Origin of the sequence: Pedobacter sp. PACM 27299 (assembly GCF_001412655.1) — a bacterium.
In the GTDB taxonomy this organism is placed as follows: Bacteria; Bacteroidota; Bacteroidia; order Sphingobacteriales; family Sphingobacteriaceae; genus Pedobacter.
Genome location: NZ_CP012996.1, coordinates 5900759 through 5919431 on the forward strand (window position 1 = coordinate 5900759; position 18673 = coordinate 5919431).

Annotated in this window: 20 protein-coding genes; 11 read left to right on the top strand and 9 right to left on the bottom strand. The window is 41.7% G+C overall.

From position 1 onward, the window contains the following. Nucleotides 1–7: 7 nt before the first annotated feature. The 4 genes from AQ505_RS24855 to AQ505_RS24870 form a co-directional block, all read right to left on the bottom strand. Entirely contained in the window at nt 8–619 is a 612-nt protein-coding gene (locus AQ505_RS24855; RefSeq protein WP_231634984.1) for an RNA polymerase sigma factor, read from the bottom strand. Nucleotides 620–626: 7 nt separating this feature from the next. Then, nucleotides 627–1106 carry a hypothetical protein gene (locus AQ505_RS24860; protein ID WP_062550645.1) on the bottom strand — a complete coding sequence of 160 codons (480 nt, stop codon included), beginning with the start codon at nt 1104–1106 and terminating at the stop codon, nt 627–629. A gap of 62 nt (nt 1107–1168) precedes the next feature. Further along, nucleotides 1169–2176, bottom strand: a complete 1008-nt coding sequence (locus tag AQ505_RS24865; protein ID WP_062550646.1) for a hypothetical protein — start codon at nt 2174–2176, stop codon at nt 1169–1171. Beyond that, on the bottom strand, nt 2169–2969 hold the full coding sequence (locus AQ505_RS24870; RefSeq protein ID WP_062550647.1) for a TIGR04325 family methyltransferase: 801 nt from the start codon (nt 2967–2969) through the stop codon (nt 2169–2171). The genes AQ505_RS24865 and AQ505_RS24870 overlap by 8 nt, the downstream gene beginning before the upstream one ends. Nucleotides 2970–3141: 172 nt before the next feature. Between AQ505_RS24870 and miaB the strand changes: the two genes are divergently transcribed. The 9 genes from miaB to AQ505_RS24915 all read left to right on the top strand — a co-directional run bounded on the left by miaB (nt 3142) and on the right by AQ505_RS24915 (nt 12338). Continuing rightward, nucleotides 3142–4590: a tRNA (N6-isopentenyl adenosine(37)-C2)-methylthiotransferase MiaB gene (miaB, locus tag AQ505_RS24875; RefSeq protein WP_062550648.1), complete on the top strand. Its 1449-nt coding sequence runs from the start codon at nt 3142–3144 to the stop codon at nt 4588–4590. A 19-nt stretch (nt 4591–4609) separates the two neighbouring features. Continuing rightward, nucleotides 4610–5839, top strand: a complete 1230-nt coding sequence (locus AQ505_RS24880) for a sigma-54 interaction domain-containing protein (RefSeq protein ID WP_062550649.1) — start codon at nt 4610–4612, stop codon at nt 5837–5839. Between the two features lie 36 nt (nt 5840–5875). After that, the gene (gene lptE / locus AQ505_RS24885) at nt 5876–6388 is read left to right on the top strand and encodes an LPS assembly lipoprotein LptE (protein WP_062550650.1); all 513 of its coding nucleotides are present in this window, start codon (nt 5876–5878) and stop codon (nt 6386–6388) included. Between the two features lie 31 nt (nt 6389–6419). Further along, on the top strand, nt 6420–7481 hold the full coding sequence (locus AQ505_RS24890) for a hypothetical protein (protein ID WP_062550651.1): 1062 nt from the start codon (nt 6420–6422) through the stop codon (nt 7479–7481). A 14-nt stretch (nt 7482–7495) separates the two neighbouring features. After that, nucleotides 7496–7846 (top strand): preprotein translocase subunit SecG, encoded by a 351-nt coding sequence (gene secG, locus AQ505_RS24895; protein WP_062550652.1) that lies wholly within the window; start codon nt 7496–7498, stop codon nt 7844–7846. A 237-nt stretch (nt 7847–8083) separates the two neighbouring features. Further along, complete coding sequence (gene groES, locus AQ505_RS24900) at nt 8084–8377, top strand: co-chaperone GroES (RefSeq protein WP_062550653.1); 294 nt, start codon at nt 8084–8086, stop codon at nt 8375–8377. Between the two features lie 58 nt (nt 8378–8435). Next, entirely contained in the window at nt 8436–10076 is a 1641-nt protein-coding gene (gene groL, locus AQ505_RS24905) for a chaperonin GroEL (protein WP_062550654.1), read from the top strand. Nucleotides 10077–10175: 99 nt separating this feature from the next. After that, nucleotides 10176–10832, top strand: a complete 657-nt coding sequence (locus AQ505_RS24910; RefSeq protein WP_062550655.1) for an MgtC/SapB family protein — start codon at nt 10176–10178, stop codon at nt 10830–10832. A gap of 78 nt (nt 10833–10910) precedes the next feature. Continuing rightward, the gene (locus AQ505_RS24915) at nt 10911–12338 is read left to right on the top strand and encodes an L-serine ammonia-lyase (RefSeq protein ID WP_062550656.1); all 1428 of its coding nucleotides are present in this window, start codon (nt 10911–10913) and stop codon (nt 12336–12338) included. Between the two features lie 23 nt (nt 12339–12361). Here the strand turns inward: AQ505_RS24915 and AQ505_RS24920 are convergent, their stop codons facing one another. The 5 genes from AQ505_RS24920 to AQ505_RS24940 all read right to left on the bottom strand — a co-directional run bounded on the left by AQ505_RS24920 (nt 12362) and on the right by AQ505_RS24940 (nt 15287). Further along, a complete protein-coding gene (locus tag AQ505_RS24920; RefSeq protein WP_231634985.1) occupies nt 12362–12982 on the bottom strand; it encodes an SGNH/GDSL hydrolase family protein in 621 nt (206 codons plus the stop codon). A gap of 89 nt (nt 12983–13071) precedes the next feature. Next, entirely contained in the window at nt 13072–13404 is a 333-nt protein-coding gene (locus tag AQ505_RS24925) for a DUF2752 domain-containing protein (RefSeq protein WP_062551211.1), read from the bottom strand. 12 nt (nt 13405–13416) lie between these two features. After that, complete coding sequence (locus AQ505_RS24930; protein ID WP_062550657.1) at nt 13417–13863, bottom strand: DUF5684 domain-containing protein; 447 nt, start codon at nt 13861–13863, stop codon at nt 13417–13419. A 76-nt stretch (nt 13864–13939) separates the two neighbouring features. Beyond that, nucleotides 13940–14635 carry a lipoyl(octanoyl) transferase LipB gene (gene lipB, locus AQ505_RS24935; protein WP_062550658.1) on the bottom strand — a complete coding sequence of 232 codons (696 nt, stop codon included), beginning with the start codon at nt 14633–14635 and terminating at the stop codon, nt 13940–13942. A 10-nt stretch (nt 14636–14645) separates the two neighbouring features. Beyond that, nucleotides 14646–15287, bottom strand: coding sequence for a 4'-phosphopantetheinyl transferase family protein (locus tag AQ505_RS24940; protein ID WP_062550659.1), 642 nt, complete (start codon nt 15285–15287; stop codon nt 14646–14648). Between the two features lie 66 nt (nt 15288–15353). On the opposite strand from AQ505_RS24940, the gene dcd reads away from it, so the two are divergent. Then, nucleotides 15354–15890, top strand: a complete 537-nt coding sequence (dcd, locus tag AQ505_RS24945; RefSeq protein WP_062550660.1) for a dCTP deaminase — start codon at nt 15354–15356, stop codon at nt 15888–15890. 85 nt (nt 15891–15975) lie between these two features. Next, a complete protein-coding gene (locus tag AQ505_RS24950) occupies nt 15976–18669 on the top strand; it encodes a TonB-dependent receptor plug domain-containing protein (RefSeq protein ID WP_062550661.1) in 2694 nt (897 codons plus the stop codon). Nucleotides 18670–18673: the final 4 nt, after the last annotated feature.

The following is an 18673-nucleotide window of genomic DNA, read 5'->3' on the forward strand; positions in this document are numbered from 1 at the left end:
AGGCGGTTTAACGTAACATCGTTTTTAGGAACATAACTATCGCCAGCAAGAGCGCTGCAGACTTTCCGAGGTGTTCCCTTAACTTCTGAAAGCCATATGTCAAATGGTTTTTAACTGTTTTCAACGAGATATTCATCTGGTCGGCAATCTCCTGTTGTTTCAATTTACCAAATCGGCTCAGGTACATCACTTCTTTACATTTCGGAGGTAATAGTGCCAGTGCTTCTTCCAGGTTTTTCAACAACAATTCTTCTTTGTTTAGGTTTTCTTCTTCCGGATTTTCAGGCTGCAGATCGGCCAGATAGGTCAGTTGTTTTGCGGCATCCTGCTTTTCCTTTTTTAGGAAGTTCAGGGACGCATTGACAATTGACCGGAACAAATAGCTTTTCATGGCATACTGAATATTTAACTGACCGGCTTTATTCCATATATTAATAAACAAATCATGTACAATCTCTTCTGCAGCTTCAGTTTTCCCTACATATCTAAAAGCGAGGATAAACAGCTGTCGGTAATACTTTTTATAAAAGGCTTCAAACACCTTTCTATCTTTATTTCTAATGGCATCCAACAGTAATAAATCATCATCAGGCCCGGTATTCATCTCTACTTTACTCATCCGCTGCTTAACTTTGTTTCAAGGTAAGCACTCCTGAAATTTCAGGAGAACGCTGTAAAGTATTGATGGCTACAAACCAGTATCCTTTCAGCAGGTTCCTTTCCTGCAGGGGTGTCAATACGATTGACCCGGACAAAGGAGCGCCCAATTTGGTACTCCCCGGCTTATAAAGCTCCAGGATTAAAGTTCCTTTTGAGCCCTTCACTCCATTTCTCAAACTAATTTGTTCAGGCACTATTTTATCATACTCCAGTGAATATCTTAATAATTTGGTTCCCTGATCATAATCACCCTTTAGTACCGCAGTACCTTCCGAGTCTGTATTTGTTCCCTTTTTATCTATCCTTGCAGTGACTACATAAGACCTCACCGGGGGTTTAATCTTCTGACTTTGCGCCGGTTCTTTTTTACAGCCCGCCAGCACAGCCATCATCCACAACACCCCTATCTTGAACAATGTAAATCCCTGACCTTTAACATCCCACATATTAGTATTTTAGTCGGCGACTAAAATACTAATTTATTGAAGATCCTTACTGCTACATTTTACTAATATATAAAGCTGTACTGAAAAGATCTTTTGGTGTATAAATTTTTATAATAACCCAGGAGAGAAAACATCAGGAACCGTCCTAAAACCCTATTGATCAACTCCATTTCATTGTTAATCTCATGAGGAATCAGATTGCGATCTGCAGTATTGATCCTTCGCTCGGCGATGGAAAGCGCTGTTACATAAGGTCTGTAAATTTGTTTGATCTGATTTCTGCTCAGCTGATAAATCGCATGTGTCAGCATATAGCTATTTTTCACAGAATAGCTGAAGCCATGGTAATGGTAAAACACAAGGTCAAACTCCTGACCGTTGGCTAATACAACACCACGTTGCTTTCCTGATTTTGACTTAAAGGCAAACTGCTGAATGTTCCAAGGCGCAATACCAGCACCTAGGTGCTGACAAACCTGTACACAAGAAAATTTTTCCGTCCAGTTGTCCAGGTATTTCTGATCTCCGAACTTACCATCCTCCACTCTATTGAAGCACCATTCTAAGCAGGAATCTACCCAGTAATTTAAAACTTCCATCCCTTCTATTGTATTCTTAAAGGTCATGTACTGCACGCAATAAATGCCACTGTTAACAGATTGATCGTAACAAGGCGTATAGCGATGTTCGGTAATGAGCACTGACTTACCCCCCATTTCGTCCATCAACACCTGTGGGTTGCTGAAAAATAACAGATCGGCATCTACATAAGTGCAATGGTCCAGGTCAAAACTTTCTATACAGTGTTTAATCGTAGAGGAAGCAGAAGTCCAGCAATATTCCTGTGCAGTCCGCCCAGGTTTTATCGCCAGCAGTGCTTCATTTTCAAATTCTTCCAGAGAGATGACACTCACCTTTGGGAGCGTCATATTCGACAGCACCTCATAGCAATGCGCATCAAACGCAAAAATATACAAATGAAAGTCCGGGCAATTTTGCTCCAGAGAATGGTACATGGCTAAGCCACGGGAAAGATAAGTGGTATTAAAAAGCGTACAGAATTTAAGCATATCCTGATGAATTAATAAAGTAAAAACCTTTGTCGTAACCCAGTTCTTTCCCATTGATCAGCATGGTTTCCTCTCCTTTTACAGAAGAAGTAAATTCTGCAATCTGTTGGTAATTGTTCTGGAAATGGCTTAAAAACCCCTGCTTATTAAAAAACCAAGAGGGATAAGAAGCCGCATATATTTGTGGAGGTACAATTTGTAAGGTGAGCCGATCCTGATCTCCATGATGGAAAGCAGTGCGATCGAACAATAAAAACGGGAACTGATACGCAACCAGTTCTTTCAAAAACTCATGTGGTTTTTCCAGGTACTGTAGGACTGATGAAAGGATGACCAGGTCGATTTCTGTGGACTTTAATACTTCAGAGATGCTGGAATGAAATTTTAGCTGATCATCTTCAAAATGCGCTTTACCACAGGTAACATAATGCTCCTGTTCTACTATGTTCCAGCTGGCACAAACCCCCTCGGTTAAAAATTCCTTAACCTGGAAATACGTACTGCCCAATGAGCCCCCAAAATCAAGTACATGTAGCGGCCTATTTTTCAGCGCTGCACTGTGCATTAAAAAAGAGATTAAAGGAAAAGGATACTCCTTTTGCGGCAGGTTTACAGCATCTCTTTCATATACTGCTTCTCCATTTTTCACTTTCAGGATTGCATTTTTTGTTTTTTCAAGAATCACTTCTGCGTCATATCCACTGGTTTCTGCGGCCAGCTCCGTCCAGGAAGAATAATCACCAAACCAGCCATACAGGTCCTTAGGGGTTTTCGCGAACAGGCATTTGAACATATTTAGAGGGAGTTTAGCTGTTATTTCTCCTCAAAGACAATGGATCATGAAAAAGGTCCTATATGTTTTTAGATTTTTTCCATAAAAATTTCTTTCCGTTTAAGATTCTGCCACTTTGTCATTTCTAAATTTAATTGTGTATTTTTGAAGCCCAGAAAAATGTTAACCATTTATGATTGATTTACAGCTTACAGATAAGACACACGATGAAGAGCGCCAGGGCGAGGCTTTAGTTATTGATGCACCAGAGGTACGTAATGGCCGAAAGTTATACATTGAAAGCTACGGTTGTCAGATGAATTTCGCAGATAGTGAGATCGTTGCCTCGATTTTAAAAGATCAGGGTTTTGAAACCACTGGTGATTATCATGAAGCAGATGTAGTATTTATCAATACCTGCTCTATCCGCGAAAATGCGGAGCAAAGAGTCCGTAACCGACTGTCGCAGTTTGGTGCGGAAAAACGTAGAAATCCCAAATTGGTGGTTGGCGTTTTAGGATGTATGGCAGAGCGTTTAAAATCAAAATTCCTGGAAGAAGAGAAATTAGTGGACATGGTGGTTGGCCCGGATGCTTACCGTGACCTTCCTCAATTGATCAGTCAGGTAGAAGATGGCCATAAAGCCATTAATGTATTGCTATCCCGCGAGGAGACTTATGCAGACATTAGCCCGGTTCGTCTAAATGGCAATGGCATCACTGCATTTATTTCAATCATGCGTGGCTGCGATAACATGTGTTCTTTCTGCGTAGTTCCTTTTACAAGAGGACGCGAGAGAAGCAGAGACCCTTATTCCATCCTTGCAGAAGCACAGGATCTGTTTGACAAAGGTTATAAAGAAGTTACTTTGCTGGGACAGAATGTAGATTCTTACAAATGGAAAGGCGCTGATGCGGAAGAGACTGCAGAAATCGAAGTAAACTTTGCACAATTACTGGAAAAAGTAGCCTTAATCAGTCCTGAATTGAGGATCAGATTTTCTACTTCTCACCCTAAAGACATTACTGACGAGGTATTATATGCCATCGCCAAATACGATAACATCTGTAATTACATCCACCTGCCAGTTCAATCTGGAAGCAGCAGGGTATTGGAACTGATGAACAGAACTTATACCAGAGAGTGGTATATCAATAGAATTGATGCCATCAGACGCATCATTCCAGGATGTGCAATTTCTTCGGACATTATCGCTGGTTTCTGTACGGAAACAGAAGAAGAACACCAGGAAACATTAAGCATCATGGATTATGTAGGTTATGATTTCGCATTTACCTTCAGTTATTCTGAAAGACCAGGTACACTGGCAGCCAGAAAACTGGCAGATGATATTCCTGAACCAGTGAAAAAACGCCGGCTAGCAGAAATATTACTGAAAGCACAGGAAACTTCTTTAATGCGCCTACAACAATTTGTTGGAAAAACTGTTAGAATTTTAGTGGAGGGTACTTCCAAAAAATCTGACCTTGACCTTTGTGGAAGAAATGATCAGAATGCGATGGTGGTTTTCCCTGCAGCGCCTGGTGTTAAAGCTGGAACTTATGTAAATGTTTATATTGACCGCTGTACATCTGCTACCTTATTAGGAACCATTGCTGTTGAAGTACCTGAAATTGTTTAATCAATAAAGACAAATTACTTTGGACATACAAGACATTAAAAACCGCTTCGGTATCATTGGTGGCTCTCCGCTATTGAACCGGGCAATAGATATTGCCAGACAAGTTGCGCCAACGGACATGTCTGTATTAATTACCGGAGAAAGTGGAAGTGGTAAAGAGGTTTTCTCTCACATCATCCACCAGATGAGTACCCGCAAACACGGTGCATTTATTGCCGTTAACTGCGGTGCTATTCCTGAAGGAACGATAGATTCAGAGCTTTTTGGACATGAGAAAGGATCTTTTACCGGGGCCCATGAGGCCCGTAAAGGTTATTTTGAAGTGGCCAATGGCGGAACGATATTTTTAGATGAGGTGGCCGAATTGCCATTGGGTACACAAGCACGCTTACTTAGAATTCTGGAAAGTGGAGAATACCTGCGTGTAGGTTCTTCTAAAGTACAGAAAACAGATGTCAGGATTATTGCTGCTACCAACGTTGACGTATATAACCGCGTTAAATCGGGTAAATTCCGTGAGGATTTATACTACAGGCTGAACACTGTGCCTTTGCGCATCCCTGCTTTGCATGAGCGTAAAGAAGACATTTACCTTTTATTCAGAAAATTCTCTGCTGATTTCAGCGATAAATACAGAAGCCCTGGGATCCAGCTGGAACCGGATGCGATACAAATGCTCAGCAATTACAGCTGGCCAGGTAACGTCCGACAGCTGAAAAACATCGCCGAGCAAATCTGTGTATTGGAAAAAGACCGTAATGTAACGGCTGCCGCCTTGCTGAATTATATTCCAAATGAAAGCGCTACCAATTTGCCTATGGCGATCAATGGCAGTTCTAAAGAAGATTATACCGAGCGCGATATCCTTTACAAAGTGCTTTTTGACATGAAGAAAGACATGATGGAATTGAAGAAACTGGTTGCAGAGATCATTCAAAGCGGCGGAAATACTTCTCACATCATTGCCGACAATACGCATTATATCAATCAGCTATATCAGGAAGTAGACCAAACCGTTAATGAGCCCACTTTTACCATTAAAAAGCCTGCTCAGAATGCGCCTTTAGACTATAACTATACACAGGAAGCTGAGGAGGTGGAGGAATCATTGTCGCTTATCGATAAAGAATCCGACCTGATTAAAAAAGCCTTGAAGAAACACAAAGGAAAACGCAAATTTGCTGCGCAGGAACTGGGCATTTCGGAACGTACGCTGTATAGAAAAATTAAAGAACTCAACCTAAACTAGTCTGGGCTCAATTGTCAAAGAATTAAAAACATACGAATGAAAAAGTTATTATTGCTGCTGGTTGTGGGCCTTTTCAGCGCTTGTTCCATTAAATTTAGCGGGGCATCTATCCCTGCAGAGATGAAAACAGCAAACGTGCTCTTTTTTGAAAACAATGCTACTTTAGTAGTCCCGACCATGTCGACCAACTTCACCGAAGCATTAAAAAACATGATTCGTAACCAGACCCGTCTGAACATTACGACAAATGATCCCGATGCAGTTTTTTCTGGCAGCATTACCAATTTCGACATTCGCCCGGCAACGATTGTTGATGCGAATAACTCTGGAGTTGGGAATACCTCTCCGCTAAACAGGTTGACCATTCGTGTCAATGTAAAATACACCAACAACCTGAATCCTAAAATGAGCTTTGAAGAGCCTATTGAACGTTATGCCGATTATGCAACAGCTGGTGGTAATGCCACTCAACTGGAAGCAGATAATATCAAAAAAGTAATGGATTTAATTACAACAGATATTTTTAACCGCGCATTTGCAAATTGGTAGAATTTGAAAATTCAATTGTTAACTTAGCAACGTGGAGCAGGAATTAGACATGAGACAAGAACTGGAAGTATTATTAGCGGAACCTGAAAAGGTAAGACCCGATCATGCGCCGATGCTCAAAGATCTGGTGTCGAAATATCCTTATTTTCAACCACTGCACCTTTTACTGGCAAAAGCCAATCTGGAAGCAGTGGAAAAGAACAGCTTCCTTGCTACTGCTGCTTTATATACAAATGGGCAATTGCTCCATCACTTCATTTACGAACCGGAATATTTAGTTGATACTAAGTTCAATGTTGTTTTATCTCCTGCTTTTGATCTGCTGAGTAATCAGGCAGAAACCTTGGATGAGGTCGTACTGGATGAAGTCCCTTCTGAATCAGAAGAAACAAATCCAGCGATGGAGGAATTGATGCCGGAGACTGATGATTTCGTTTTGGAAAATATTGTATCTACCGACTTTTTCGCTTTCCAGGATAACTTTAGTCCGGAGCCCGTTCCTGAATCCGTTTTACGGGAAGAAGCACGCCTGGCTGCAATAGAAAAAGAAATTGCAAAACAGGAAGATCCGGTGATCGTCAGCAAATATGATGACGACCAATTGCCTTTCACCTTTTTGTGGTGGTTACATAAAACCCGGAAAGAATACCAGCAGATATTTCAGCCCTATACCACGCCAAAGGCAAGTCCGGAAGCAAAAGAGGCAAAATCTGATGAGCCAGGCAAATCCAATGAACTGCAGCAGCAATATGTGGAACACATCTTCCATCTACAAAGCCCATTGACAGACGAACCTGCAGCGGAATATATTCCGGGAAATCTAAATCATAAAGGAACTGACATCATTGACAGCTTCCTGAAAAATGACCCGCAGATCAGTCCGCCGAAAGCCGAACATATCAATACAGAAAACAAGGCTAAAAAGAGCGCAGAGGACCATAATGACCTGGTATCAGAAACACTGGCGAAGATCTATATCGAACAAATGCTTTACGACAAGGCCATAGAGACTTATGAAAAATTAAGTTTGAAGTTTCCAGAAAAAAGCCGTTACTTTGCCGACCTTATCCAATCCATAGAAAAGAAAATTTAACCATATAACCGATTATGCTATTTTTAATTATTTTATTAATCATTGTCTGCATTGCCTTAGCGCTATTTGTTTTGATACAAAACCCTAAAGGTGGTGGCCTTGCAACAGGTGGATCAGGCAGCAATATGTTTGGCGTTCAACGTACAGGTGATGTTCTTGAAAAAGGTACCTGGGTATTATTAGCATTAATCGTAGTGCTTACACTATCTATTACGACCATTGCAAAAACAGGTGGAACAGCAGCAGCTGTAGACTCTAAAATCCAGGAACATTTGGACAAAATGCCTACCCCATCTCCAATTGGATCATCAGCTCCAGCGGCAACCGCTCCAGCTACTGCTCCTGCAGATACTGCAAAGAAATAAGAGATTTTAAAAAAATATCTAAAGTCCGGTATACTTATACCGGACTTTTTTTGTGCCTGCATTTTTCCTCTCGCCGATTCACAATTCTGCCACTCTGACACAAAAATAGTTTCGTCTAATCTATTAGCTGACAATGCCGTGTAAATTTGGCAAGCAAAACCTGCTTGGCATAGAAACTGATATATAGGGAGCACGTAATCCTTACATTAATTTTAAAATTAAAAACAAGAATAAGTTATGGCTTTAAACATTAAACCCATTGCAGATAGAGTAGTAATTGAAGCTGCTCCTGCCGAAGAAAAAACAGCTTCGGGTCTATATATCCCTGATACAGCTAAAGAAAAACCTCAGCAAGGAACAGTAGTTGCAGTAGGCCCAGGCAAATACGCCGAAGCTACAGGTAGCCTAATCCCATTGAGCGTTAAAGCTGGAGACGTGGTATTATATGGTAAATACGGTGGTACTGAAATTACTTTCGAAGGTAAAGAGTATCTTATTATGCGTGAATCTGACCTTTACGCAATTCTTTAGTCGTTGAATAAACCTATTCAACCTTATTACAATCAATCATTAATAACAATATTTTAAAATGGCAAAGCAAGTAAGATATAATGTAGAAGCCCGTGACGCCCTGAAAAGAGGAGTTGACATTTTGGCTAATGCGGTAAAAGTAACTCTAGGTCCAAAAGGACGTAACGTAATTATTGACAAGAAATTCGGTTCACCAGCGATTACTAAAGATGGTGTGACTGTAGCGAAAGAGATCGAATTAAAAGATCCTATCGAAAATATGGGTGCTCAAATGGTGAAAGAAGTTGCTTCTAAAACTGCAGATATCGCAGGTGATGGAACAACAACTGCAACTGTATTGGCACAAGCAATCGTAACTGCAGGTATTAAAAACGTTGCTGCTGGTGCAAATCCAATGGATTTGAAACGTGGTATCGACAAAGCGGTTACTGCAATTGTTGCTAACTTAAAAGCACAATCTCAAACAGTAGGTGAAGACAATAACAAAATCAAACAAGTTGCTTCTATTTCAGCAAATAATGATGAGGTGATTGGTTCCCTAATTGCTGAGGCAATGGGCAAAGTAGGTAAAGACGGTGTAATTACTGTGGAAGAAGCCAAAGGTACTGAAACTGAAGTAAAAACAGTAGAAGGTATGCAATTCGACCGTGGTTACTTATCTCCATACTTTGTAACTAACGCAGATAAAATGGAAGCGGAATTAGAAAACCCTTACATCTTGATCTACGACAAAAAAATCAGCAACATGAAAGAATTGTTGCCAATTTTAGAGAAACAAGTACAAACAGGTAAACCATTATTGATCATTGCTGAAGACTTAGATGGCGAAGCATTGGCTACATTGGTAGTAAACAAAATCCGTGGCTCTCTGAAAGTTGTTGCGGTTAAAGCTCCAGGTTTCGGTGACCGTAGAAAAGCAATGTTAGAAGACATCGCTATCTTAACTGGTGGTACAGTAATTTCTGAAGAAAGAGGTTATAAATTAGAAAATGCTGACCTTACTTACCTAGGTACTGCTGAGAAAGTTCTTGTTGATAAAGACAATACAACGATCATCAATGGTGCAGGTAGTTCTGATGACATCAAAGCTCGCGTGAACCAGATTAAATCTCAAATCGAGACTACTACATCTGATTATGACAAAGAGAAATTACAAGAGCGTTTGGCTAAATTAGCTGGCGGTGTTGCAGTTCTTTATGTTGGTGCAGCTTCTGAAGTTGAAATGAAAGAGAAAAAAGACCGTGTTGATGATGCTTTACATGCAACTCGTGCAGCTGTAGAAGAAGGTATCGTTGCAGGTGGAGGTGTTGCTTTCATCCGCGCTATCGAAGCTTTAGAAGGCATGAAAGGTGTGAATGATGACGAGACAACTGGTATCGCTATCGTTAAACGCGCAATCGAAGAGCCATTACGTCAAATCTGTCAGAATGCAGGTATTGAAGGTTCTATCGTAGTACAAAAAGTTAAAGAAGGTAAAGCTGACTTCGGTTACAATGCCCGTACTGATGTATATGAAAACTTAATCGCTGCCGGTGTGATCGATCCAACTAAAGTAGGTCGTGTAGCATTAGAAAACGCAGCTTCTATCGCAGCTATGTTGTTAACAACAGAATGCGTATTAGCTGACGATCCAGAAGATGCTCCTGCTGGTGCAGGTATGCCTCCAATGGGTGGTGGTGGTATGGGTGGAATGATGTAATTCATCAACCCAATACAATTACAAAAGCCTCAGAATTTCGATTCTGGGGCTTTTTGTTTTTTATGAGGAAAGCTTGCTATCTTTAACCAACAACAAGCTATGCAGAATATTTTAGAAAACAGTCATTTTCTGACACAAACGGAGGTTAACAAGTTTTTACTGGCCACCCTATTGTGTGGCCTGATTGGCGCAGAAAGAGAACTTAGAAGTAAGCAGGCCGGACTAAAAACGATGATCATGATTGGCTTAGGCTCCACCCTGTTTACCATTCTATCGATAAAAATCGGTATCACGAGTCATGACCGCATTGCCTCTAATATTGTGACCGGAATTGGTTTCCTCGGCGCCGGAGTGATCTTTAAAGAAGAAAATCAGGTCAAAGGTTTAACTACCGCCTGTGTGATCTGGATTGTTGCAGCAATTGGCATGGCCACCGGAGCTGGTTATTATGAGCAGGCTACCGGCGTCACCCTCATCGTACTTGCCGCCCTCTTTATATTTCCTTATCTCGAGGAAATGGTAGAGCAGCGATTTACAAAAAGAACCTACCGCATCGTCAAGAAATACGAAGAGGAGAGCCTGGAAAAATATGAGGAGGACCTTAAAGGTTCAGGATTACGGTTAACCCGAGGGAAACAGGAATTGGCGAATGGCACCATCAGCGGTACCTGGGTCGCTATCGGAAGCCCTAAAAACCATAAAATCTTTGTAGACCGCATGCTGCAGGACAAAAAGCTCATTGCCTTTGACTTTTAACGCTATTAACACCCATAAAATCAGCTTACAGGCCAATAAATAGCTTAAAATGTCCCGGAACTATCTTAGCTTTGTAAGATGCAAAGGGAACAGATCTCAGTTTTTGATATTTTTAAGATAGGTGTTGGGCCATCCAGCTCACATACTTTAGGTCCATGGCGGGCGGCTCAGCAATTTACGGCATTATTAAAACAGCAAGACCTGCTGGAACAAGTAGAGCAGGTCAAAATCCTATTATATGGCTCCCTGGCCAAAACAGGAAAAGGACACGGAACCGATGTGGCCATCCTATTGGGATTAATTGGCGCAGATCCGGTCACCTTTGATGTAAACTCTATTGATTCTACCGTAGAAGAAATCAAAACTTATAAAGTACTTAACTTAAACGACGAAAAAGACATCAGCTTCAATTACGACGAAGACCTGGTTTTTCTTTTCTTTGAAAGTCTTCCCTTCCACCCCAATGCGGTTACCTTTCAAGCCTTCCTGAATACAGGAAAAGCAATATCTGAAACCTATTATTCTATAGGTGGTGGTTTTGTGGTGAAAGAGGGAGAAAGCGGCAGTGATAAGGAACAGGTAGACTTGCCCTTCCCGGTGGAGAAAGCCGCAGACCTTTTACACTGGTGCCTGACTACCGGATTGAAAGTATCTGAGGTGGTGATGGAGAATGAACTGGCCTGGCGCACAGAAGTCGAAACCAGAAAAGGCATCATGCAGCATTTCAATGTGATGAAAGACTGTACTTATAGAGGCTGTCATACTGCAGGATTTTTACCTGGCGGACTTAATGTAGCCAGAAGGGCTTGTGCTTTAAATAAACGACTGGTTGGAAACCATACTTATACCAATTATGAAAGTTGGTTAATGGCCATCAGAGAAGGTGGCAATGGCTTTAACTATATCCTGGATTGGGTGAGCTGCTTCGCACTGGCAGTGAATGAAGAAAATGCTTCTTTTGGACGTGTGGTTACCGCACCTACCAATGGAGCAGCAGGTGTAATCCCAGCAGTTCTACAATATTATATCGCTTTTTGTGATGGTTACACAGATGAGAAAATCGCGCAGTTTATTGCCTGCGCTTCGGAAATAGGCAGTATTTTCAAGAAAGGTGCTACTATTTCAGCAGCAATGGGTGGCTGTCAGGCAGAAATCGGTGTTTCTTCCGCAATGGCCGCCGCAGCATTAACAGAATGTCTAGGTGGTTCTCAGCGTCAGGTTTTAATGGCCGCAGAAATAGCAATGGAACACCATTTAGGTTTAACTTGTGATCCTATTGGAGGCCTGGTACAAATTCCATGTATTGAAAGAAATACCATGGGTGCGATCAAAGCCATCACTGCAAGTCAGCTGGCATTACAGAGTAACCCTGATAAAGCAAAAGTAAGTCTAGATGCCGTAGTGAATACCATGTGGGAAACTGCATTGGATATGAACTCCAAATATAAAGAAACTTCAGACGGTGGGTTGGCCACCAACATCCCGATCAGTTTACCGGAATGTTAATCAGCAGTATTAAAGGGTTTAATTTATTTTAAGCCCTTTAATACTTTTGGTTCCAGCTGTACTGCCCAATCTAAGTACATTTTCCCGGAAGGATGTAATCCATCAGAGGCGACTAAAGCTCCATCTGATGCCGCCAAACGTGATGCCGCTGTAATGTCCGTATAACTGATGCCCTGCGCCAATGTTTCTTCTTTATTGATGGCATTAAAAGCATCAATATCCGCAGCAATAGCTGAAACATCCCTGCCACTTTGCTGCCCATAAGGGGTAGCTCCCCAGTCTGGAATAGAGACCACAAATACATGCGCCTTCTGTCCTCCCGCAAATGCGATGGCCGTTTCCAGCAAATCCTTAAACTCTTTACGGTAAGTGGTTTTCGATTCCCCGCGATATTGGTTATTTACACCAATCAGCAGGGTCAGGAGGTCAAATTTTTTGTTTATCGCTGCCGTTTTAATGCCTTGCTTTAATTCTGAAGTCGTCCAGCCTGTTTTGGCAATGATCTCTGGCCTGCCCACATCGAGTCCTTTTACTTTTAACAGTTTGCTCAGTTGATGAGGAAAACTACCGGACAGCGGAACAGCTTCTCCAATAGTATAAGAATCGCCAATGGCTAAATAAGTCAAGGTATCTGCAGGCATCATGGTTTTTGCATTATTTTTTTCGCAAGCCAATAATACCAATAATGATAGAGATATCAGAAAGGATTTCATAAAATAGATATACGGAAACACTAAGTATGAAGATGTCCCGTAAACAATTTATAGCCGTAATTGACCAGGATGATCGTTCCGCTGAGCAGATAGAGCACTTTAATCAGTTTATCGGCGTTGCCCTTATAGAAAAAATGGGCAGGTAATGCGATGCTGAAAGTGAGTAAAAGCGGTATTGTTGGCGGATATAGCAGCCAGCTATCTTGCCATTGCCCATTAATTAAGGCCAGTAAGGACCTTTGAAAGCCACATCCCGGGCAGTCTATCCCCGTCAGGTACTTAAATGGACAGGGTATAAAAAAACGATCCGCCTGACCTATAAAAGAAGACCAGCCGGATCGCAGATATATCAATAAGTCCAGCAATTACTGAGGTGTAGCTGGTGGCTGGTTAAAAGGATCATTGCCGCCAAAACCATTGAATCGCTGTGCTTCTGCCGCAGAAGGACCTAAATATTGCGCGCTGCCAAAACCTAACATCGGAATAAAAATGAAGGAAAGCAACACCAATCCAACCGTATAACTTTCTGTTTTACCAAAGCTTTTGCTCAATAAATTCAACAGCCAGATGCTAAAGATAGGTGCAGTACATGGGATCAGTAACCATAAAATCCAAATGGTCGGTTTACCGACAATCTCAATCAGGACAATACTATTGTAAATTGGAACAAGAGATGCCCAGCCAGGTTTGCCAGCTTTAACGAAGATTTTCCACATACCGATAATGTTCAGCAAAATCAGCACAAAAGAAAAAAGACCGAAGCCCAGTAGGAAACCTCCGGAAGTATCGGAGAGAGCGTTGTTATAGTTCATGATTTCGTTGTTTTACAGTAAAGATAATCTTTAAAGTAAAAAAACCAAGGAATATTTACAATTAACGATAAGAAGATTAGAATAACTCCATTTGAAAAAGACTGGCAATATGTCCTTTCAGTTTTCCTTTCACTTCTTCCATGTCCAGTTTGCGTCCCAATTCACGTTCCATAGAAGTCACGTCTTTATCGTCTATGCCACAAGGGACAATATTTTTGAAGTAATTGAGGTCGGCATTGACATTGAAAGCGAAGCCATGCATAGTGACCCATCTGCTGCACCTTACTCCCATAGCACATATTTTACGTGCCTTATCTGTATCTGCATCCAGCCAGACACCAGTAAAGCCGGGCGATCTGCCGGACTCAATACCATAGTCTTTTAGCGTCAGTATAATGGCATCCTCCAGTGTGCGCAGGTAAAGATGAATGTCTGTGAAAAAATTATCAAGGTCAAGAATCGGATAACCCACAATCTGACCAGGGCCATGATAGGTAATGTCTCCGCCACGGTTGATCTTATAATAAGTAGCTTCTTTTTCGATCAGCCCCTGCTCGTCCAGCAATAGATTTTCCGGATGTCCGCTTTTTCCAAGTGTATACACATGAGGATGCTCTACAAAAACGAGGTAATTGGGGGTTTCCAGTTCCGTCCCATTGTTCCGGTTACCGGTTTTTACCGCAATTGTGTCGTTAAAAATCTGTTCCTGCTTCTCCCAGGATTCCTGATAATCAGTTAGTCCCCAATCTATGAATGCTACTTTCTTATTCATCTTTTGAAAATTAAGCGACTACATAACCCAGCATGTAGCCGTCAGCAGTTTTAAAGTAATTCACGGTCAGCTCTTTCATCCCTTCAGGAAGTGTCACCAGGGCATTCAAACTACCTTCATTCTTTAATTTGAAAGGTTTAATGTAAATGTCCTGCTTAAACTCTAGGCCTTTTCTGCCATTCCATTTATAGATGGCTTCTTTGGCACACCAGCAAACATACAGGCCATTGATGTTGTCACCAATTTGCTTTTGAGCCAGCTCAATATCAGAAAGAAACTTATGTCTGATACTTTTGATTTTATGTTTGATCAACTCGATATCTACGCCAACTTTCCTGTTTTTACCGATAATCACCGCTGCATAATCATAAGAATGACTCAGCGAGATGTGGTAATCAAGGTTGGGCAGAAAGGGCTTCCCATGCTCATCCATCTGACAATCAATATATTCAGAAGTATTCAGCATGGTTCTCAGCAGCACACGGGTACTTAACCAGTGCAGCAGGCGTTTCCCGTTGCTTAAAGAGGAAATAAAATCCAGCTCATGCTGTTTCAATTGTAGGCCGGAAAGCAGCTGCTCTTCGGTCTCTTCGATTTTCCATACGGCAAGTATGGTATTCTCGTCAATATTTTTATTAAAAACTACGGGCATCTCTATTTTAGAAAACTATGCAAAAGTATCTTAAATTAATCATAATTTAGCCCAATACTTGATAAAATGATACTTTCCGACAAACGAATTCTCGAAGAAATTGAGAAGGGTACCATCATAATTGAACCTTTTAAGCCCGAATGCCTGGGTACAAACTCCTATGACGTACATTTAGGCAAATACCTGGCCACTTATACCGATAGAGTACTGGATGCAAAGGCACATAATAAAATTGAAAACTTTGAAATTCCTAAAGACGGATTTGTGCTGCAGCCAGGTACACTCTACCTGGGCGTAACCCTGGAATATACAGAAACTCATGCGCATGTTCCATTCCTGGAAGGTAAATCGAGTACTGGCCGTCTGGGTATCGACATCCATGCCACAGCCGGAAAAGGAGATGTAGGTTTCTGCAATACTTGGACGCTGGAAATTTCCTGCGCGCAGCCTGTAAGAATTTATGCAGGAATGCCAATTGGACAACTGATCTATTTTGCTGTAGATGGGGAAATTGAAACCATGTACAACAATAAAGGAGATGCAAAATATAACAACAAGACCACTAAACCGGTGGAGAGCATGATGTGGAAAAACGAGTTCTAACCGCTTAATTCCCTTTCTTTTAAATTTACTTTAAGCCTCAATATTTGTATATTGAGGCTTTATTATTTTTTAATGCTCCTAGCATATGAAACGTAAATTGCTGTATCCCCTTTTGTTAATCACCGGTGTGTTCCTCGCTTTTGCGTCGGGAGTCCTGAACGATAACTTTGATGTCCTCCTCGAAAGAATGAAGGAGTTCAATCTGAAGAATCCTCAGGAAAAGGTCCACCTCCATCTGGACAAGCCTTATTATGCCATAGGCGATAACATTTGGTTTAAAGCCTACCTCCTCAATAGCAGCAGTCAGGAACCATCAGATATTAGCAAATTGCTATATGTTGAACTCATTAACGAAAAGGATTCTGTACAGCAGCAATTGAAACTTCCCGTACTGGGCGGCATTTCCTGGGGAAACTTTAGCCTGCCAGACACCTTAGCAGAAGGAAATTACAGGATCCGCGCCTATACCCAGTGGATGAGAAATGCCGGTACGGAGTTCTTCTTCGACAAAACCATCAAAATAGGGTACTCCTGGACCAATAAAGTCTTCACCAATACCAATTATAGCTATAGTAAAGAAGATAAAGGGGAAAAGATGGCTGCAAACATCAGCTTCAAAGACAAAGAAGGAGCCCCTTATACCGGGAAAGAAGTCAGGTATGAAGTGATCCTGGATTCCAAAAGTTTTCTCAAAGGCAAAGCAACTACCAATGAAAAGGGAGAAATAGCGCTGAGCATTCTCAACAACCGACCGGACCTCAATAAACGGGGAAAGATTGTTGCCACAATCAACTTGGGAGAAGACCAAAAAGTAACCCGTGAAATTCCAATCATAGCCACTTCCAAATCAATTGATGTGCAGTTTTTCCCGGAAAGTGGAAACCTGATAGAAGGACTGCCTACCAAAATGGCAGTAAAAGCCGTCAATTCCTCAGGCCTGGGCGAGAATATCACTGGGGTCATTGTGGACCAGACTGGCATAGAGATCAATCGTTTTGAAACTAAACACCTGGGCATGGGCAACTTCGTCATCAATCCTCAGGGCGGCGTCAGGTACATCGCCAAAGTGAAATTTGCGGATGGCTCAGAAAAAGACTTTAACCTGCCAATCGTACAAAGTACAGGTTATACGATGGCCGTCACTGGCACCGACAAAGACAAGCTGACGATCAAGATTATGAGAAGCGCCGACCTGACTGGCCCTGCAAAGCTCAGACTCGTTGGTCAGCATGATGGCAATGTGATCTTCAGCCCTATTGTTTCTATGGCGGACCAGCTTGCCACCATCACCATTCCTAAAAAAGAACTGACGGAAGGCATCTTACAGCTCAGTCTATTTTCTGAAGACAACAAACCTATTGCCGAGCGACTTGCTTTTATTTATAATCCTGCAGACCGGGTCACTGTACAGTTGAGTACCGAGAAGAAAGTCTATACAAAAAGAGAAAAAGTAGACATCCAGCTTAACAGTACCTTTAATGGGGCACCAGTACAAGGCATGTTCTCCGTTGCGGTAACCAATAATAATGCGGTGAAACCTGAGCCGGACACGGAAAGCAATATCCTCAGCAACCTATTACTCACCTCCGACCTGATTGGCTATATTGAAAAACCCAATTATTACTTTAATGAAGAAGGACCAGAGGTGATCAAAAACATGGACAATCTGATGCTGACGCAAGGATGGAGCAGAATCCTATGGAAAAATGTCATCAACAACACTCCTCCGATCATCAAATTTCAACCGGAAAAATCTTTGGGCTTTAGCGGAACGATTGTCAATTATGGAGGTAAACCTGTACCAAATACCAAAGTAACACTCCTCTCTACAGCCAGTGGATTCTTCACACTGGATACTTTAACAGATGCACAGGGAAAGTTTAACTTCGACCGGTTACTTTTCCTTGATGATCCTAAATTCATCATTCAGGCAAGAACCGCTAAGGGAAAGACCCGACTGGATGTTAAAATGGATGTGGTTCCCGGACAGATTGTGACGAAGAGCAAAAATACTGGAGACATAGAAATCAACGTTAATGAAGCATTGTCTGCCTACTTAAAACAAAGCAATAACTATTTTGATGACCAGAGTAAACGCGGTCTCCTGCAAAAAGTATTACAATTAAAAGAAGTGAAAATCACCCAGGAAAAACCAAAGGTCAAAAACTCACAGAATTTAAATGGCAGCGGAAGAGCGGATGCGGTGATTACTGCCGAACAACTCTCTACCTGTCCGCAACTTTCCATGTGTTTACAAGGCCGTGTTGCCGGACTGATCATTACCAATGGGAAAGCTTACCTATCCAGAAATGGGGGTAGAATACCAATGGCGATCGTTCTGGATGGAATGCCTTTACAGGATGCGGACCTTGACTTCATCAACGTCCCTGATATTGAAACGATTGAAGTCCTTAAATCTATCGGAAATACCGCCATTTATGGCTCCAATGGTGCAGGAGGTGTATTGGTAATCACCACGAAGCGCGGAGTTGGCAATTTTTCAGCCGTACCTACACCGGGGCTCATCGTTTTTAACCCTAAAGGTTATTCCGTTCCAAAAGATTTCTATTCGCCTAAATATGATGTTCCTCAACCTGGCAGCGCGACAGATTTCAGGTCTACCGTATATTGGGGGCCGCAGCTGCTCAGCGATGCTGCAGGAAAAACTAATTTCACGTTCTTTAATACCGATGAAGCAGGTACTTACAGAGTCGTTCTGGAAGGAATGGACCTAATGGGCCACCTGGCGAGAACGGTCTACACTTATGAAGTAAAATAACAAA

Coding starts and splice junctions, on each gene's coding strand:
- AQ505_RS24855 (WP_231634984.1), bottom strand. CDS start 619: ATGAGTAAAGTAGAGATGAATACCGGGCCTGATGATGATTTATTACTG.
- AQ505_RS24860 (WP_062550645.1), bottom strand. CDS start 1,106: ATGTGGGATGTTAAAGGTCAGGGATTTACATTGTTCAAGATAGGGGTG.
- AQ505_RS24865 (WP_062550646.1), bottom strand. CDS start 2,176: ATGCTTAAATTCTGTACGCTTTTTAATACCACTTATCTTTCCCGTGGC.
- AQ505_RS24870 (WP_062550647.1), bottom strand. CDS start 2,969: ATGTTCAAATGCCTGTTCGCGAAAACCCCTAAGGACCTGTATGGCTGG.
- miaB (WP_062550648.1), top strand. CDS start 3,142: ATGATTGATTTACAGCTTACAGATAAGACACACGATGAAGAGCGCCAG.
- lptE (WP_062550650.1), top strand. CDS start 5,876: ATGAAAAAGTTATTATTGCTGCTGGTTGTGGGCCTTTTCAGCGCTTGT.
- secG (WP_062550652.1), top strand. CDS start 7,496: ATGCTATTTTTAATTATTTTATTAATCATTGTCTGCATTGCCTTAGCG.
- groES (WP_062550653.1), top strand. CDS start 8,084: ATGGCTTTAAACATTAAACCCATTGCAGATAGAGTAGTAATTGAAGCT.
- groL (WP_062550654.1), top strand. CDS start 8,436: ATGGCAAAGCAAGTAAGATATAATGTAGAAGCCCGTGACGCCCTGAAA.
- AQ505_RS24910 (WP_062550655.1), top strand. CDS start 10,176: ATGCAGAATATTTTAGAAAACAGTCATTTTCTGACACAAACGGAGGTT.
- AQ505_RS24915 (WP_062550656.1), top strand. CDS start 10,911: ATGCAAAGGGAACAGATCTCAGTTTTTGATATTTTTAAGATAGGTGTT.
- AQ505_RS24920 (WP_231634985.1), bottom strand. CDS start 12,982: ATGATGCCTGCAGATACCTTGACTTATTTAGCCATTGGCGATTCTTAT.
- AQ505_RS24930 (WP_062550657.1), bottom strand. CDS start 13,863: ATGAACTATAACAACGCTCTCTCCGATACTTCCGGAGGTTTCCTACTG.
- lipB (WP_062550658.1), bottom strand. CDS start 14,635: ATGAATAAGAAAGTAGCATTCATAGATTGGGGACTAACTGATTATCAG.
- AQ505_RS24940 (WP_062550659.1), bottom strand. CDS start 15,287: ATGCCCGTAGTTTTTAATAAAAATATTGACGAGAATACCATACTTGCC.
- dcd (WP_062550660.1), top strand. CDS start 15,354: ATGATACTTTCCGACAAACGAATTCTCGAAGAAATTGAGAAGGGTACC.
- AQ505_RS24950 (WP_062550661.1), top strand. CDS start 15,976: ATGAAACGTAAATTGCTGTATCCCCTTTTGTTAATCACCGGTGTGTTC.